The organism is Agrilactobacillus fermenti, from assembly GCF_047943045.1.
Lineage (GTDB): Bacteria > Bacillota > Bacilli > Lactobacillales > Lactobacillaceae > Agrilactobacillus > Agrilactobacillus fermenti.
Window position 1 is genome coordinate 1,596,722 of record NZ_CP181347.1, and the last position, 16,587, is coordinate 1,613,308.

The window sequence follows — 16,587 nt, forward strand, 5'->3', positions numbered from 1 at the left end:
GAATTAACTTTGGTCAACACCAGAAAGTACTTGATTTTCAGCTTCACGGTCAGATAAATAAATTAAAGTTTGTAATTCAGAAGTAAGGTCAATATAACGAATCATCATGTGCTGCGGTGTTTTTAAACGTTCAGGCGCAAAATTCAAAACCGATCGGATCCCAGCTTCATCTAATAATGGCATGATTTTGCCAGCGTGAGCACTGGGTACTGTGGAAATTGCCGTCGTGATCTCATTTTCTTGGATCTTTTGTCTTAACAGCGCCATGCTATAAATTGGAACACCATTAAAGATGGTATCGATCAATGTCTCATTTTGTTCAAAGGCAATTGTGATTTTTAAATTAGGATTGCGGCGAAAATTATTGCGAATCAACGCTTGACCCAAATTTCCCACCCCAATTAAAGCAATCTTTTCCAATTTATTGACATTCAAAACTTTAGCAAAGGTTTCTTTTAGAAATTGGACATCATAGCCATACCCTGACCGACCTAATTCGCCAAAACAAGAAAAGTCACGACGAATCGTTGCTGAGGGAATATGGATCAACTTACTTAATTCCTGGGACTTAATTCGTTGAACCTGACTCGCTGCCAGCATATTTAAATATCGATAATACATGGGAATCCGTTCAGCAGTAGCATTCGGTAGATTTGTCTTTGATTTCATGATTATTTACCTCAGTTTGTATAGTATTTCACATATAATTGTATCACCATAAGAAAGCGCTGACAACTCTAACCATTCGAAATCCGCTGTATTTAATATAGTAACTAATTGACACAAAAAAATAAGGCCGCCCAAAAGTTAGATGCATATCTAAATTCTGGAGACCTTATTAATATAGTCTTTTTCATGAATTATCTTTAGGTTTCAGATAGACCTTGATTGCTATAGTAAATCGGCAATTTGATCACTAGTCATACCCCGCGTTAGGAACTTATCTTCTGGATAGATCTTTGAAACTTTAATACCCGCTAAAGCTCTATCTTCCAACTCAGTTACGGCTAACTGCGACTCATAATAGCGTGCCCTTTCTAAATTGGGGTGTGTTTTAGGCTGTGGTGGCGCGAAAATCGTGCAGCAATCCTCAAAGGGTTGAACTGACAAATCGAATGTATCAATTTCTCTAGCGATATCAATAATCTCCGTTTTATCTAAAGTCGCCACTGGTCGTAAAATAGGCGTTGCCGTGACATCATTGATGGCCGCCATACTTTCCAACGTTTGGGAAGCCACTTGTCCAACTGACTCACCATTAAAAATGGCCAAGCCTTCACGTTGTGCCCGGATTTTATCGGTTAACCGCAACATAAAGCGCCGTTGAACCGTCATCAGATAACCCTCAGGCACATTTTCTTTAACCGTCTCTTGTATTTCTGTAAATGGTACTTCGATAAAATTAATTGAACCGGCATAAGCTGCAACTTTAGCAGTCAATTCTTTCGCTTTGTTTAGTGCGTTTGTTGTCGTATAAGGTGGTGAAAAGAAATGAACCATTTCAATAGCTACACCACGCTTCAAAGCTAGATATGCGGCTACCGGTGAATCGATTCCGCCAGACAACATCAGCATCGCCTTACCAGAAGTCCCGACTGGCAATCCCAAAGCACCTGGGATGGTCAAATAAGATACATAAAAAGCATCACGACGAACTTCGATTCGGACTTTAACATCTGGTCTTTTCATTTCTACTTTTAAGTCTGGTCTTGCTTCTGAAACGAAGTCACCAACCGCTAAGTTAATATCATTTGTGTCCAATGCATAGTTGTGATCCGAGCGACGTGTGTTGATTTTAAAAGACATGCCAGCTTCGGATGCACCCTCATTGACCATCTCTAACGCAACTTGCTTGACCTGTTCAAAATCCTCAATAGCTACTCGAACGACTGGTGAATAAGTCTGAATCCCAAAGACTTTACCTAGTGCATTCATAACCGCATCGGCGTTCTCACCGTTTAATACTAAATGGAGTCGATCCCGTTTCGGCTTAATACTCAACGCTGGAAATTGACGCAAAGCTTTTGTGACATTACCATTTAACCGGCCAATAAAATCGCGCCGATTTTTGCCCTTGGTGGATAGCTCACCATAACGAGCCATTACTTCCGTATATTGCATTCATAAACTCCTTTTTATGCGTATAATTTTTCAAAATGATGATAAATTTCGTGAAAAGCTGCCACAAAGTCACGGGCTTCTGCCATCGTATTATGTTCATCCAGACTCACCCGTACTGCGCTTTCTGCAATTGTCTTAGGTGTGCCCATTGCTTTAAGCGTGCTAGACTCTTCGCCTTTTTTTGAAGAACAGGCACTTGTGGTCGAAATATAAATATCCTTGTCTTCAAAAGCGTGAACGATAGTCTCACCCCGAACGCCTAAAATACTAAAGCATAAAATATGCGGTGCAAATTGATCGTTCATTTGTGAGAAGATCCGAATATTAGGCATTTTACTAATTTCGGTTACTAAATACTTTTTAATGGCTGCTTGTGCAGCGGCCTTTTTAGCTTCATCCGTTTTAACAAGACGCAATGCACGTGCCATGGCAGCAATGGCCGGTGTGTTCTCTGTACCCGAACGCATATCTTTTTCCTGGCCGCCGCCAGTCATGTATGGCTGTAAAAGTCGATGTTTTTTAGCATAGACAAAGCCAATACCTCGTGGCGCATGAAACTTATGTCCAGAAAAAGTCAAAAAATCGATGCGTGGCTCATGTAACAATTGATCTAAGTTTTTACCAATAGCCTGCACAGCGTCCACATGAAAATGAATAGAGGGGTAATCAGCCAAAACATGGGCGATTTCATGAATTGGCTGAATCGCACCAATTTCATTATTTACAGCCATGATCGATACTAAAATTGTATCCGGCCGAATTGCTTGTGCTAGCGTTTTAGGATTTACAAACCCAGCGTGGTCCACTGGTAAATAAGTGATTTCAAAACCGAGACGCTCTAACTGTTTCATAGAGTTGATCACAGCCGGATGTTCAATTTGAGAGGTGATAATATGCTTGCCAAAGGGGGCCTTTTCCATAGCAGTACCTTTGATGATCCAATTGTCGCCCTCAGTGCCACCACTTGTAAAATAAATCTCTTCTGGTAAAACATGCATTAAGTCCGCAATCTGCTGGCGCGATTGTTGTAAAATTGTATTTGCTTGTTCGCCTACACGATGCAAGCTCGATGGATTTCCAAAAAAACTCTGACTCACTTTCACATAAGTTTGTAAAACTGAGTCATCAATTTTAGTTGTGGCACTATTGTCAAAATAAATCATGTTTGTCCCTCTTCAATGTCCATTAACCATTTTCAATGTTATCAAATTCGATTCATCTCCGTGAAATATTACTAGCAACAGAGACTTCTGTCATTTTTCACTTACAAAAGTATAACAAAAAAACCAAAAATAACAACTTCCAATCAGACGATCTGTTTAACATAAATTATTTACAAATAAAAAAGCCCGAAAACAAACCTGCCGTCTGTTTCAAACTTTTCAATTCATCAGTCAAATCGCAGTCAGCATACTAGCCTAGTGCATCGTCTTTATTGGCATAGTAACTATCTTCAATTTTTTTATATGTCCCAGGCTCGATTTGTTCAACCACCGTGGCGATTCGATCCAACGCAGTTGGATAGTCATAGTGTTCAAATAAATCCGTAGCTGAGTCAATCGCTGTTTGTACTTCTGGCCGGTCAGCCTTTAGTTTATTAGCATACTGCAACATTGCCTGACCTAGAGTAGCTGAGTCAATTAAGTCTTCACTTTGTTGCTTTAACTTATCGAGATCATCTTGAATCAAAATCAGTTGTTTTGTAATTTGATCCAAATCAATTTTCACTTGGTTTAAATCAGACTTTAACTGATTGACTTCATCAGATACAACAAAAAAGAAATCTAAGTATTTTTTAGGCAAGCCCGGTAAATTGAATTGACTCACACGCCGTTTGATATTTCTTAAAGTGACTTCAAATTGTTTCGCACTATTATCTGCGACTTTCTCACCTTCATATAACCCCGAAACTTTTTCGTGAATGTTTACTTGACTCTTTTCAATTGTTTGGAGCGCTGTTTGATAATGTTTAAAATGTGCTGCCAATTCTGAATAAATAACCTTCTTTTCAACCATGCCTTGAACATCTGCATCAAACTGATTTTGCAGTTCACTTAATTGTTTACCTAATTTTTCGGCATCAGCCACCTCATGATCATTTAGCACGTAGCTCTTATCTAGGTGGTCCAACTCGCGCCGTAAATTTTGATTTTGTCGCTGCGCATGGGCGAAAAAGCGTGTTAATTTATCCTGTTGCTCATTTACAAAAGTCTGACTGTCAATTTCAGTTTGCATCACATCATATAGGTGGTCAATGGTCTGTTTTTGTTCACCATTACGCGTCTTAGCTGTTTTTAGTTCCAAATTTTTTATTGCAAGTAATGTCCCCTCTTGATACTTACGCAGTTTAGCAATTTCCCCAGGTATATCGATACCTGCAAATCGAAAAGATTGTTTATGTAATACATTAAAGCCCTTTTGTTGCTCGTCTAACTGCGGCGTAAATTCATTCATGATCTGTGCAAATAGTGGCCTTGTTTCAATTAAGTTCGCATCCAAGGCTTCAATCTGTTTCTCAACTTGATCTAAGGCAGACTGTTCCTCCAGATAATCGCCTTTGGCTTTCGCTGTGTCAGCTAAATCAAAACTTTTACCAATGGCCGCTAAGGCTGCTTCTAATTTGTCAATCGCAGGGCCAAAAGCAAATGACTGCGTCAACAGTTGCTTGCGTAATTGCTCATATTGCTTAACCAAAGCCATATTTCTAGACTGATTTGCTTTTGCACGTGTTAATATCGTATCAAAAGCTGCTGAAATGTCGGCCATCTGTTTCTCTGCGTTAGACAAATCATTTTCGATTTCTGTGATGACTTGCTTACTCTTAAGAAAATGGGCAAACGTATTATTGTCCGTGGCAGCCTGAAGCGACTGGTCAATTTTATTGAACTCGTCCGTCGTTAATTTATGATACGCACCTGACCACTTTTGATAATTTTTTAGGCTTTCCCCACTGAGGTCGAGTGTTTCTATTTTAGTCATTTTGTCATCTTGTGGATGATTCGCCAACTCTAATTGACGCGTTTCTAAAATACGAATCCGTTTACGATTTGCATTCGTTTGAAACATCACAACAATCAAAGTGACAAGTACAATTACAACCACTGCCACTAGAAAATACCACATAACATCGCACATCCTTGAGCCATAATTACAAAAAATTTGCAGAAAATTCATTTTCCGATTACAATACATATCAAATTATACCAGATGTTAACGTTCAAAACATAGCTACTATTGAATTTATCATAATAATACGTGAGGATGAAGCCCATGACGGACACAACTTTGGCACTACTACCTGAACAAATTGATGCTTTGTTAACTGACGAAACAAATTCCATTACCAATTTAGCCAATGCTTCAGCCCTACTAATGCAATCCTTGAAAGATATCAATTGGGTTGGTTTTTACTTATTTAATCATAAAACTAACACACTAGATTTAGGTCCTTTTCAGGGAAAAGTAGCGTGTATGCATATTAAAAATGGTACTGGCGTTTGTGGTACTGCCTTTCAGCAGCAAAGTGTTACGCGCGTTGCTAATGTTCATGACTTTCCTGGTCACATCGCCTGCGACAGTGCTAGTAATTCTGAACTTGTCATACCTTTAATCAAAGCTGGACAAGGCTATGGGGTCTTAGATATTGATTCTCCTGAATTCGATCGTTTTACTGCTGATGATGAGGCGCTCTTGATAACATTTGTTCATAAATTGATGGCTCACCTTGCTATTTAAACCCATATGGTGTTACACTACTCTTTGTGTAAAATAATGCAGCAGTAAACGGCAGAGCCGTCAACAGTTGTTGGCACTACACTTCAAAGTGTACTCAATAACGTTCAATTGTGTAGCCTTAGGTGCTGCAAAGGTGAAGATTGTAACATCAACTGTACGACTGTTAAGTTTATAATGAATTATTTTACTCCAATAAAAATTTGGAGGAATTTATTTATGTCTCGTTATACTGGCCCACGCTGGAAATTATCTCGCCGTTTAGGCATTTCTCTTTCTGGCACTGGTAAAGAATTAGCTCGTCGCCCTTATGCACCTGGTGACCATGGTCCTAATAGTCGTCGGAAAATTTCTGAATATGGTTCACAATTACGTGAAAAGCAAAAGTTACGTTTAATGTACGGTTTAAATGAACGCCAATTTAGAAATCTTTTCGTTCGCGCCGGTAAAATCAAGGAAGGTAAGCATGGTGTTAACTTCATGATCTTACTTGAAGAACGTCTAGACAACGTTGTTTATCGCCTTGGATTTGCCAGCACTCGGCCACAAGCACGTCAGCTTGTGAACCACGGCCATGTTACTGTTGATGGCAAACGTGTGGATATTGCTTCTTATGAAGTACAACCTGGCCAAGTGATCGGTCTACGTGAACGCTCACAAAACTTAGATATCGTTAATGCTTCTCTTGAAGCAACTGTTGCACGGCCACCATATGTTTCATTTGATGACAATGCAAAAACAGGGACGCTTGTCCGTTTACCAGAACGTGATGAAATGGAACCTGATATCGATGAATCATTAGTCGTTGAATTCTATAACCAAATTCTTTAATTTTAGTTTGGTTCTATCAAAAAAGCGTGATGCATTTTGCATCGCGCTTTTTGTGTGCTTTACTTTTTTACTTTCAAAACCATGTTAATGTGCAAACTGTGCTGCAATCATCCCAAAAGCCATTAAGATTGCATTACTGCCATTAAAGATTAGATGAACCGAAAGTGAACCCCAAATGGTCTTCGTAAATTGATAAATTAAGGCAAAATACATACCAATGAACATATAAGGAATCATTTGTAATACTTGACCATTAAAATTGTTCCAATGAACCAAACCAAATAAGACTGCGGAAACAAAAAACATGAGCCATTTAAGTCCAATTGGCTTGACACGATAAAACAGTAAATGTCTAAAAATAACTTCTTCTACAAAGGGTGCCATTAGCGGCAACGTCACTTGCAGTAATTGGGCCCATAATGGTACAGCTGTGATCTTTCCAGGATCCGCAGCAGTTAAAAAGTTGAATTTAGGCGCCACACTGAGTAAATTTAATCCACTGCGAACAAATTGTAAAATAAAAGTTAATATAACGGCGCCAAGAATACTTAACAGCAAGTTTCGCCAGATATGAGTTCGATAAATAGCCCAATCTCTTTTAAATAACGGCTTAAACATAATAATAATAATAATAAAAGCAGCTAAAAAAATTAACCAATTGACAAAACTTGCCCAAGTCGGATTCTCTCGTAACGGCTTAATATACCCAATCAAATTCCCTAATCCAAGCTCAAAGACAGGAATCAAAATGATCAACAATGTCTTGAGCCCGTATTTTTTAGGATATTCTGTCATAAAGATGCCTCCAAAATATATTTACCTGATAATAATTGATTCATAGATATTTAGCAATCGATTCAACTCGGACTTTAAAAATTCTTCCTGCTGTCTTTTATCTTGAAACATTGGATCAGCTTTTGGAATAAGATGACCTATTAAAAACTCCCCTTTTTTTGTTTTAGCGAATCGTTGCTGCACACTGGTAAAATTTTTAGGCGTTAGTGGTAAGAACTCAGCTTGCGTATGATCTTTAGACAACGTTAACTTTGAATCAAATAAATTAGGACTTTGTTGTAATTTTTGCAATTGCTGTCCGTAATATGCCTTTTGTTGAACTTCAGATAGTAAAGCTAACCAAACAAATAGTTTGTCCGGCCATAAGCCAATTTCAAAATGCGGCATCATTTTATAGCCGCGGGTCCCTTCACTAATTGCTAGCCAAGTATCTGGTGGTGGATTTTTATGCCGCCGTAAATGTTTTGCAATATGCAAATAAAATGGTCGTTGTGTTTTAAGCTTAAAAGCATCGACAAATTGACTACCGATCACTTCAAATTTTGGATCTAATGTTTGCTTGATTTTTGCTAATCTTCCAGCCAATGTTGGGTCTTGAAAGATCTCAAAATCATCTAGTGTTATCATGTGATTTCTCCAATAAAAGTTCTGATTTGAATAAAGTCTGAATCAATTGATCACTTAACTGCGCTGCTTTGCCCCTGGCTGGATAATCAAAAGCAATTAAATTAGGTGTGCTTGAGGCAGCCAATAAGATAGCGTTCTGTGACCTAGCCTGATAAGGGGCATAGATATTATCAATGACTAGTTTCATCGTCCCATGCCGCAATTGAATGTGTGCAGCTACTTTTTCAACTAACTTAAGATAACTCGTGTCTATTTCTGCGGTAACAATCATCGTTTCGCCACCATAGTGTCGACCTGTTTGCTGGCTCAATAGCACTTGAACACCTCGTTCTGGAATGGTGTCAAGTGTCATATTTTGGCGCGTTAACATTGCCTTTACTTCAGCTGTAGCTTGCAGCGTGACAAAGGGGGTTTGTTCCCAACGGCCTCGGTCAGCGTGATCATTTTTTTGCATAATCAACTCAGCTATCGTGCTGATTCCGTCACCAATCACATTACCTGGTACTTTCTCTATCACAGCTTGAACCTGACCATCACAAATGTAGAAATCATAAATCGACCCGGGTACATAAGCAGTTACCATCACATGAGCGTCAACATCTTCTGCTTCAAGATAGGCCTGCTTAAATCGTCGCTCTGAAATCGGTTCAGCAAAAAAATGTTCGCCAAATTGATTGTCTGCTTGATGCAATGGTTGAATGATCAACCCATTGTTCGCAAAACGACGCTTAAATTGTTGCTGTGCTTGCGTCCAAGAATCCGTAACAATTCTCTTGGGTATGGCAACAACACTGGCAAGTGTTTGGTTTAATGCAATTGGATCTGCCAAAAGCGCCGCTAAAGTGGCCGAATTTTGGCTTGTTTTTTGCCCCTGTGCCACGTATTCTAAATGATGCCCCAACCGCAAAGCCAGCATGTCGGTCATATCGTTCAAAAAGTGATAGTGTACCCCAAACTTAAGCACACTGCTTAAAAGATGTTGCACTGACAAGGTCTTTTCAGAATAGCCACGCAATGAGAAACCGTTATTCCGTGTAATGCGTTTATTCTTTTGCGCAACTGTCTTGCCAAAAGCCAATGCACCAATATTGGAATAAGATTGGGCGACTTGATAAGCTTGTAACTGATTATTTTGACGTGCAGTCGCAATTAACCGGGTTAATAGATTCTGATAACCATGGTTTTTTAAATACTTGTCATTAAAATAACTCAAACTTGAAATTGCGTTAACTAAGTCATCTTGATAAGCACTGGCAACCAAGGGATCTTCACCGACCAGTGCTCGCCAGTGTTTCAATTTTGTTTGAATATGCACCGTGGTCGCTTCAGGACTAACAAACGCATTTAGCAACGCAATTTTGACTAATTGCAGCTGATATTCAAAAATACCATCCACCACATTAGGTTGAAGATCTAAGCCCCTAAGTTCAATGAACTGAATCCCCTGTTTAAATTCAGGATCTCCGGCTGCTGGCCGTAAGAAAATAGGACTGTTCAACAATTTAGGTTGTGCCAATTTAGCCGCTTGTCGGATTGCCTGTCGATAATTTGTTAAACTATTAAAAAGCGCCCCATCTAAATATAACTCCGCTTGAAAAGCTGAACGTTTTAAACGACTATTAGCTTGATCAAATATTGGAGTAGCCGCAAAAAAATAAGTCAACGTTGCTAGCTCAGCAACCATATTTTTGGCAATATGTAAATAACAGGCATCCTTGAATGCACGGTAACTATCGTATTCACTACCTAGACGTCCATATAAAGATCTGAGCAAAATTTCTGGCAAAGCAAAACGAACGGCTGTCTGTGAAGCTTCAAATGGTGTATTATGATTAGCTGATTGTCCAAAATCCTGCGGTAAATAACTTAAAGGCCATTGATAGACATCTTGAGCCAACTGTCGATCAATAACATCGTCCAATGCTTTCAATTGTGCCATTGTTTTGGCTTCATCAGTAAAAAAATCAGTTTCTAATAGTAACTGGGTGTCCTGGTGCCCTAAGTGACTATAGTTTTCATGCACCAATGCCTTAATTTTTGCTATCTCAGGCAGAGCTGCTTTTGCCTCAGTAAATTGCACAAATTGAATATTTTTTTTAATACTGAGACTGGCATAATTAAGTTGCTGTTGTAATTTTAAATCAATGATCGTCTCGCCAATATTTGTTAGCATCCCTTCACCCCTCTGGTACTATAGTTTTCATTATAACTTCCCAGAAATCACTTGTACATTAATAATCAAAGGAGAAATCATGCAAAAACCACTTGCCTATCGAATGCGCCCGACAAACATTGCTGAAATTGTTGGGCAGCAGCATTTAGTTGGCCCAGGTAAGATCATTTACCGTATGGTCCAGGCCAAAATGCTGTCTTCAATGATATTATATGGCCCACCCGGTATCGGCAAAACTAGTATTGCTAGTGCCATTGCCGGCAGCACTAAATATGCTTTTAGAATGTTAAATGCGGCGACCAACACAAAAAAAGATCTTCAAATTGTCGCCGAAGAAGCCAAAATTAGTGGCACGGTTATCTTATTACTTGATGAAGTTCATCGTTTAGACAAAAGCAAACAGGATTTTTTATTACCCCATTTAGAAAGCGGCCGTATCATTTTGATTGGTGCAACCACGGAAAACCCCTACATCAATATCTCCCCAGCAATCCGCAGCCGTACACAAATTTTTGAGCTAAAGCCTTTAACTCCGGCTGATATTCAAACAGCACTCACGCGTGCTTTAAACGATACTAAGCATGGGTTAGGCACCTATCATGTGACACTCTCATCGGAAGCCTTAGCTCATTTTTCTGAGGCCACCAATGGTGATTTACGGAGTGCCTTAAACGCACTAGAACTAGCGGTCTTATCAACAACGCCTGATGCTGATGGTAATATTCAAATCGATTTAAAAGCAGCTGAAGAAACATTACAGAAAAAATCATTTTCCCACGATAAAGATGGTGATGCTCATTACGATGTGATCTCTGCGTTTCAAAAATCAATTCGTGGTAGTGACACTGATGCTGCCCTACACTACTTAGCACGTTTGATTGAGGCTGGCGATCTGACAAGTATTATGCGGCGTTTAATGGTTATTGCTTATGAAGATATCGGCATGGCAAATCTACCAGCCTGCGCTCGAACCGTAACTGCTGTTCAAGCCGCCGAACGGTTAGGATTACCCGAGGCACGCATTCCCCTAGCCGATGCCGTCATCGAATTATGTCTCTCGCCGAAATCAAATTCAGGCATGGCTGCTGTAGATGCTGCACTTGCAGATATTCATAATGGACAAATGGGCGAAGTTCCTGCTAGCTTAAAAGATGCCCACTATGCCGGTGCTAAGGCTTTGGGTCATGGTACGACATACCAATACCCACATAATTTCCCCGGTGATTTTACGCCACAACAATATTTACCAAATAAATTAAAACATCGGCAATATTATGAACCCAAAACTAATGGTAAATATGAACAAGCTTTCAAGCAGCAATATGAAAAAATCAAAAAACTATTGGATCAAATTTAAGGCGAACTTGACCATATTCGAAGCGTTTTCTTGCACGTCCCACCTAAGTATGATAAATTAAAGATGTGGTTACTAAGGTGTACGACTTTTCCCACTTATGGTTGACCGATCAAGTAATTCTACATTAGGGTGGCTATACTATCGATGATTGGCATGCCTTTTCACGAGGATCCTGATTAAGAAGTTAACCATCCACTCGCTTTAGTGAATAGCGGGTTCAACACAAGGGAATATACGAACCGGCACCACTAGTTATCACATAAAGCGTTGAGCTTTATAGAGGTCGGGACAAAATTTGCGTTTTGTTCCGGCTTTTTATTTTTGCAATAATTGAAATTCGATATGAACATTTATCTTTATAAGGAGTTATTTTATGTTGATCACCATTGCCATACTTATTTTTCTGATCGTTGTTGCTGCATTAGCCATCTATTTACTGCGCCATAGTCATACTAATTTTTTGGGCCGTTCAATGACTGACGAACCAGTACTCAAACGAACGATGCAAATAACAGCCTACGCGCTCTTATTAATTATCTTAGTCAGTGTTATTTTATTATTCGTTGGTCAGCCAAAACTACAAGTTATTCCGTTATTATTGGCCAGCTTCATTGTGGCATTTTTTGCTGTAAGTATTGGTAAATTGATGTAATAAAAAAAGCCTTTACATCCAAATTTGTTGTACAATAAAGATAAATAAGATCGTAACGATCGAAGGGGTGATTTTTGTGTTACAACAATATAAAAAAATTCTTGTGGCTGTAGATGGTTCTTATGAAGCTGAACTGGCTTTCCGAAAGGCAGTAGAAGTTGCCAAACGTAACCAGGCACACCTTTACTTAATTCACGTCATTGATACGCGAGCTTTTCAAAATGTTTCCAGTTTTGACTCAGCGATGGTTGAACAAGTCACACAGACTGCCAAAAGTACAATGGAAGAATATGTTAAAACTGCTAATCAAGCCGGTTTAGATGATGTTTCATATAGCATCGAATATGGGGCACCAAAAACAATCATCGGGCGTGATTTTCCCAAAGACAATGGCATCGATTTAATCATGATCGGGGCTACTGGTCTCAACGCTGTTGAGCGGTTATTGATTGGATCCGTAACTGAATTTGTCACACGTTCAGCAAATTGTGACGTCTTGGTCGTCCGTTCCGATTTGGAAAACAAGCCCGCTTTAGATGTTGTGAATAAGAAAAGCACGATCAAGGGTCCTCAAAAATAAGAACTTTGACTTATTATTAAGCCATTATATAGGTACCACGAATGAGAGGTCGAAGACAAAATTGTCTCCGACCTCTCATCATTCCGAACACTAAATTTTTTTATTACATTCTTGTTCTTGCTATTGTAAAAACATCAAGCAAACTTGACCCATTTTTTGATTTCTAATTCTTGGCTAAATAATAATTTAGCCAAATCCAAATGAACGATCTCTGCTAATGCACAGGCAATCATTTTGTTCTTAGCGGCAGTGATATCATCACAAAAAGCATTTAGGCCATAAAAAATGGCTAGAAAAACTAGAGTTTGCTTTGCCTTGGCAATTTCAATACCTTGATCAATATATTTGATAGCATCGTGCTTGCGGCCAGCTTTGAATAAAGCAATACCCATCGCATAATCTACAAAAATCTTAGTATCATTGTCCAATTGATATGTTTCAGTATGATTGCTTAACATTTTTTGTAACTGTTTCACATAACTTAAAGCGTCTTCTAAGTCATTTTTATCAATATATGCCAATACCAAACCAGCAACAGCCTCTAGATCATAGATTGAAGTTGTCGGTGTATAGTGGCTTAATGTCTGGTTAAAGGAAAAAATAGCCTTATCCGGATTTTGATCGCGTAATAACTGAATAATACCTTTGATAGTATAATATTGTTTTAATTGCACCATATCTAGAATTTCATTAACGTTTAACTGATTGATCAAGGTTAAAGCCGCTTCAAAATCGCCTCGAATTACAAGTTCCCTTGTTTGTGATAACGAAGTCTTAGTTTCGTTGCGTTCAGAATCCATAATGTCATCTAATTCAATATTTAAACGTTCACAAATACTGAGTAAGATGCGAATGCTTGGAACTTTGTTCTGTTTTTCAATCAAACTAATGGTTGCTTGAGTACAAACCCCCTCAGCTAACTCTTTTTGTGATAATCCCAGATCACGACGATAATGTTTGATCTTACTACCAAGTATTTTCATTGTCATTGTCACTCCATCCATAGTATCGGTAATTATAAATATATTTTTATAATTTGCCAAAAATAATTTAACACAGAAATTTAACCCCTATAGAAAATATTGCTTTTCTAAAAACCTATACCCCAAAATAATAAGTAATGTAATGGCACTTATTATCAATCAAATTATATGTTATTTAATCAAAAATCGCAACATAAAAATCATAATACATTATTTTTATTTAATTAAATGAGTAATTATCTCATTATTGTACTTATACCATGATTCTCATTCTTTTATACCAATTGTTTTTTAACTCATAAACCATCTAAATTAAATAACGGGACAAATATTAATGAAAAAACAACATTTATCGGCAATGCACTTGTCAGCAACACAAAGTATTTCTTTTTTAATTTTATCCATCATCTTAAATGCAACTGGAAATGGTTTAACTGTTAGCCTGAATTTAGGGAGTGCGCTTTGGACGGCGTCAGGTGTCAATTTAAGTCATCTACTTCACTTTAATCTCAAGTGGCTATTAATTATCTATGGCGTTGTTGTTGTCATCATCAACGCTGTTATTTTACAGAAAATTGAGCCGAGACGAATCTTGAATAACTTTGTTTTTATGGTACCTTTCAGTTATTTGGTTGGTGTTTTTGCGGACACATTCGATTTACTTAATTTACAGCGTTTTGATTTAGTACTGCGTATCTTATTGGATTGCTTCGGTATTATTTTAATAGCAATCGCTGTTTCCATTTATCAGCGTGTGAACATTTTACTGCATCCAAATGACGACTTCATGCAAATTATTCGCTTTCGTTTTTTTAAAGGTAATGCTGCAATCGCATGTGGGTTTCCTTTATGCCGCCCTTGCTCGTTTCGTTACTTTGTTTCTTGATCACGCACCAGCTTTACGCCATCAATATTGGCACAGCATTTTCATTAGCCCCACAAGGTTCAATCATCGGCTGGGCTGATATCCATATCTTTCCGAAACTAAAACATCAAGGCCTCCATTTACCACCAAACTCAGCTAAATAAAAGCCTGAAAGCAAAATATTTTTTGTCTCAGGCTTTTATTGTACCGATATCATTCTATTTTAGTGGCCTTTTCGCTGTGCTTTTAATAACTATTTTTGAACCCAAATTTAATACATGGTCACAATTTCATTCAGATAATCCATAATTGCATCTGGAAAGTCATTGCGTACGATCAAGGCTTGCAATAAGCGATTACGATTGTACCACCGATTCCAAAACGCTTCGTTTTCCTGTGGTCTTACCAACAAAATACTAGCTTGCCAATCTTTAAGTAAAGTTAGAAAATACTCCGCAAAAAAATTATCTCGATTAGCTAAGTAGCTGAAAGTCATTGCCAATCGATGGTCTTCACCAAATACGAGCGGAACACTCATATGTCGGTAGCCTTGAAGAAAAACAGTTAAGAAAAATAGTTTATTGGCCCGATTCAAATCTGAAGCCATAATTTCGTCAAAAACATTGCCAACATGAGTATAAGCATGCCCCCAGCCCTTGGTCCCAATATAGCCACGGCCGTCCGCTTCTAAAACAATATAAGCGGTCACTCGGTCAATAATTGCGACAAGTTCGGCGTCTGAAAAAGTATGATATGTAGACCGATCGGCATACAATAGCGCTGAAAGGATCAAGACACTAAAGGATCGTTTGAAGACACCATCATTTTGTGGCTCTAAAATATGATAGAATAAGAAATCATCGGATAATAATGTATCTTTTACATAGTGCAATTGCTTATCTGAGAAAGCCTGCATGTGTAATAAATCATTGAACAAAAAATAAACGCCCTTGTCGCGTACCTGTGGATTCAAAGCGGCTAAATGATCTAACAGATAATCTAAATCTTCGTCTAGTAATACAGGCTCTCCCGCTTGTTTAGCTGTAACAGCAACTGCTTGAATTCGCGCTAAGGCGGCTTCATCATCCTCAGGCAGGTCCATCCGCGTCACCTTATTGCGATAGACAACACCATCAAAAATATGCCCGATTCTACCTGATAAATTCTTAAAAATCTTGCCCGACTCAAATTGTAACCGTGATTGTTTTAAATCACGACTAACTTTTTGAATCACTTCATGATCTGCGTTCAATTCAATTGCCTCCTATGCGTTCAATAATTGATCGGCAAACATACGCAAATCGTCTAGGTCTGAGGTCTCAGGATCCCCATTGATTTTAACGTTCTCAGCACCCTTCACAGCGCCAATTTGTTGAAAGGCCGCATCAAAATAGTCTACAGCTCGGCCAAAATGCTGATGTTTTTTGGAACTAGAACCAGCAACACCATAAATTTTACCATGGAGATCTAGTTGCTTCAGATCTTCAAAAAAATCAACTGCTTCGTCTGGTAAGTCACCGTCATGGTAAGTATAAGTGACAACAATACCAACATCAAAATTTTCTAAATCAGTGGCATCTGTCTGTGAGATCTCACTCTTATCCACAGTTGCCCCTTGAGATTCAAGGTACTCCTGTAAGTAGTTTGCAATCTGTTCGTTACGTCCACCCATACTAGCATAGACAAGTTTTATATTGGCCAATTGACGCCACTCCTTTACAAAAAATAACTTATATTCATTTTACCGTTTTATATTGCTTGTGACAAAGAATAAACTTATCCTTTAAATCACGAATTATTTAGCGGTACTATTTGCTAAAATATATATTAGTCTCATAACCCAATCAAAATATGCATAGGAGCTTAATTTT

Annotated in this window: 17 protein-coding genes; 7 read left to right on the forward strand and 10 right to left on the reverse strand. The window is 38.4% G+C overall.

Annotated elements, in window-relative coordinates; translation table 11 throughout:
- Positions 1-3: 3 nt before the first annotated feature.
- From ACNAN0_RS07800 to ACNAN0_RS07815, 4 genes are all read right to left on the reverse strand, one after another.
- A complete protein-coding gene (locus tag ACNAN0_RS07800; RefSeq protein ID WP_230913699.1) occupies positions 4-669 on the reverse strand; it encodes a redox-sensing transcriptional repressor Rex in 666 nt (221 codons plus the stop codon).
- A gap of 222 nt (positions 670-891) precedes the next feature.
- Positions 892-2,121 carry a tRNA uracil 4-sulfurtransferase ThiI gene (thiI, locus tag ACNAN0_RS07805; RefSeq protein ID WP_416353035.1) on the reverse strand — a complete coding sequence of 410 codons (1,230 nt, stop codon included), beginning with the start codon at positions 2,119-2,121 and terminating at the stop codon, positions 892-894.
- Between the two features lie 14 nt (positions 2,122-2,135).
- The gene (locus ACNAN0_RS07810; RefSeq protein WP_230913697.1) at positions 2,136-3,284 is read right to left on the reverse strand and encodes a cysteine desulfurase family protein; all 1,149 of its coding nucleotides are present in this window, start codon (positions 3,282-3,284) and stop codon (positions 2,136-2,138) included.
- A 250-nt stretch (positions 3,285-3,534) separates the two neighbouring features.
- Positions 3,535-5,244: a septation ring formation regulator EzrA gene (locus ACNAN0_RS07815; protein ID WP_230913696.1), complete on the reverse strand. Its 1,710-nt coding sequence runs from the start codon at positions 5,242-5,244 to the stop codon at positions 3,535-3,537.
- A gap of 147 nt (positions 5,245-5,391) precedes the next feature.
- On the opposite strand from ACNAN0_RS07815, the gene ACNAN0_RS07820 reads away from it, so the two are divergent.
- Together ACNAN0_RS07820 and rpsD are read left to right on the forward strand one after the other, a co-directional pair.
- A complete protein-coding gene (locus tag ACNAN0_RS07820) occupies positions 5,392-5,856 on the forward strand; it encodes a GAF domain-containing protein (protein WP_230913695.1) in 465 nt (154 codons plus the stop codon).
- A gap of 216 nt (positions 5,857-6,072) precedes the next feature.
- Positions 6,073-6,684, forward strand: coding sequence for a 30S ribosomal protein S4 (gene rpsD, locus ACNAN0_RS07825; protein ID WP_230913694.1), 612 nt, complete (start codon positions 6,073-6,075; stop codon positions 6,682-6,684).
- Positions 6,685-6,768: 84 nt separating this feature from the next.
- Here rpsD and ACNAN0_RS07830 read toward each other — a convergent pair whose 3' ends face one another.
- The 3 genes from ACNAN0_RS07830 to ACNAN0_RS07840 are packed head-to-tail and all read right to left on the reverse strand — an operon-like array spanning position 6,769 to position 10,279.
- Complete coding sequence (locus ACNAN0_RS07830) at positions 6,769-7,479, reverse strand: CPBP family intramembrane glutamic endopeptidase (protein WP_230913693.1); 711 nt, start codon at positions 7,477-7,479, stop codon at positions 6,769-6,771.
- A 21-nt stretch (positions 7,480-7,500) separates the two neighbouring features.
- Positions 7,501-8,106 (reverse strand): DUF1054 family protein, encoded by a 606-nt coding sequence (locus tag ACNAN0_RS07835; RefSeq protein WP_416353036.1) that lies wholly within the window; start codon positions 8,104-8,106, stop codon positions 7,501-7,503.
- Positions 8,090-10,279, reverse strand: coding sequence for a hypothetical protein (locus ACNAN0_RS07840; RefSeq protein WP_416353037.1), 2,190 nt, complete (start codon positions 10,277-10,279; stop codon positions 8,090-8,092). The genes ACNAN0_RS07835 and ACNAN0_RS07840 overlap by 17 nt, the downstream gene beginning before the upstream one ends.
- Before the next feature lie 79 nt (positions 10,280-10,358).
- Between ACNAN0_RS07840 and ACNAN0_RS07845 the strand changes: the two genes are divergently transcribed.
- From ACNAN0_RS07845 to ACNAN0_RS07855, 3 genes are all read left to right on the forward strand, one after another.
- Complete coding sequence (locus ACNAN0_RS07845) at positions 10,359-11,636, forward strand: replication-associated recombination protein A (RefSeq protein ID WP_416353038.1); 1,278 nt, start codon at positions 10,359-10,361, stop codon at positions 11,634-11,636.
- A 373-nt stretch (positions 11,637-12,009) separates the two neighbouring features.
- The gene (locus ACNAN0_RS07850) at positions 12,010-12,288 is read left to right on the forward strand and encodes a hypothetical protein (RefSeq protein ID WP_230913689.1); all 279 of its coding nucleotides are present in this window, start codon (positions 12,010-12,012) and stop codon (positions 12,286-12,288) included.
- Positions 12,289-12,364: 76 nt separating this feature from the next.
- Positions 12,365-12,868 (forward strand): universal stress protein, encoded by a 504-nt coding sequence (locus ACNAN0_RS07855; RefSeq protein WP_230913688.1) that lies wholly within the window; start codon positions 12,365-12,367, stop codon positions 12,866-12,868.
- 134 nt (positions 12,869-13,002) lie between these two features.
- On the opposite strand, the gene ACNAN0_RS07860 is transcribed toward ACNAN0_RS07855, so the two are convergent.
- Positions 13,003-13,857: a helix-turn-helix domain-containing protein gene (locus ACNAN0_RS07860; RefSeq protein ID WP_230913687.1), complete on the reverse strand. Its 855-nt coding sequence runs from the start codon at positions 13,855-13,857 to the stop codon at positions 13,003-13,005.
- A gap of 328 nt (positions 13,858-14,185) precedes the next feature.
- Here ACNAN0_RS07860 and ACNAN0_RS07865 point away from each other — a divergent pair, with 328 nt between their 5' ends.
- Positions 14,186-14,737 carry a hypothetical protein gene (locus ACNAN0_RS07865; RefSeq protein ID WP_416353039.1) on the forward strand — a complete coding sequence of 184 codons (552 nt, stop codon included), beginning with the start codon at positions 14,186-14,188 and terminating at the stop codon, positions 14,735-14,737.
- A complete protein-coding gene (locus tag ACNAN0_RS07870) occupies positions 14,734-14,880 on the forward strand; it encodes a hypothetical protein (protein ID WP_416353040.1) in 147 nt (48 codons plus the stop codon). The genes ACNAN0_RS07865 and ACNAN0_RS07870 overlap by 4 nt, the downstream gene beginning before the upstream one ends.
- A gap of 107 nt (positions 14,881-14,987) precedes the next feature.
- Here ACNAN0_RS07870 and ACNAN0_RS07875 read toward each other — a convergent pair whose 3' ends face one another.
- Positions 14,988-15,968: a DUF2785 domain-containing protein gene (locus tag ACNAN0_RS07875; RefSeq protein ID WP_230913685.1), complete on the reverse strand. Its 981-nt coding sequence runs from the start codon at positions 15,966-15,968 to the stop codon at positions 14,988-14,990.
- A gap of 12 nt (positions 15,969-15,980) precedes the next feature.
- Complete coding sequence (locus ACNAN0_RS07880; RefSeq protein ID WP_230913684.1) at positions 15,981-16,418, reverse strand: flavodoxin; 438 nt, start codon at positions 16,416-16,418, stop codon at positions 15,981-15,983.
- Between the last annotated feature and the right edge of the window lie 169 nt (positions 16,419-16,587).

What these genes read in the sequence shown, in the direction of transcription:
- ACNAN0_RS07800 (WP_230913699.1), bottom strand. Translation starts at nt 669, where the DNA reads ATGAAATCAAAGACAAATCTACCGAATGCTACTGCTGAACGGATTCCC.
- thiI (WP_416353035.1), bottom strand. Translation starts at nt 2,121, where the DNA reads ATGCAATATACGGAAGTAATGGCTCGTTATGGTGAGCTATCCACCAAG.
- ACNAN0_RS07810 (WP_230913697.1), bottom strand. Translation starts at nt 3,284, where the DNA reads ATGATTTATTTTGACAATAGTGCCACAACTAAAATTGATGACTCAGTT.
- ACNAN0_RS07815 (WP_230913696.1), bottom strand. Translation starts at nt 5,244, where the DNA reads ATGTGGTATTTTCTAGTGGCAGTGGTTGTAATTGTACTTGTCACTTTG.
- ACNAN0_RS07820 (WP_230913695.1), top strand. Translation starts at nt 5,392, where the DNA reads ATGACGGACACAACTTTGGCACTACTACCTGAACAAATTGATGCTTTG.
- rpsD (WP_230913694.1), top strand. Translation starts at nt 6,073, where the DNA reads ATGTCTCGTTATACTGGCCCACGCTGGAAATTATCTCGCCGTTTAGGC.
- ACNAN0_RS07830 (WP_230913693.1), bottom strand. Translation starts at nt 7,479, where the DNA reads ATGACAGAATATCCTAAAAAATACGGGCTCAAGACATTGTTGATCATT.
- ACNAN0_RS07835 (WP_416353036.1), bottom strand. Translation starts at nt 8,106, where the DNA reads ATGATAACACTAGATGATTTTGAGATCTTTCAAGACCCAACATTGGCT.
- ACNAN0_RS07840 (WP_416353037.1), bottom strand. Translation starts at nt 10,279, where the DNA reads ATGCTAACAAATATTGGCGAGACGATCATTGATTTAAAATTACAACAG.
- ACNAN0_RS07845 (WP_416353038.1), top strand. Translation starts at nt 10,359, where the DNA reads ATGCAAAAACCACTTGCCTATCGAATGCGCCCGACAAACATTGCTGAA.
- ACNAN0_RS07850 (WP_230913689.1), top strand. Translation starts at nt 12,010, where the DNA reads ATGTTGATCACCATTGCCATACTTATTTTTCTGATCGTTGTTGCTGCA.
- ACNAN0_RS07860 (WP_230913687.1), bottom strand. Translation starts at nt 13,857, where the DNA reads ATGACAATGAAAATACTTGGTAGTAAGATCAAACATTATCGTCGTGAT.
- ACNAN0_RS07865 (WP_416353039.1), top strand. Translation starts at nt 14,186, where the DNA reads ATGAAAAAACAACATTTATCGGCAATGCACTTGTCAGCAACACAAAGT.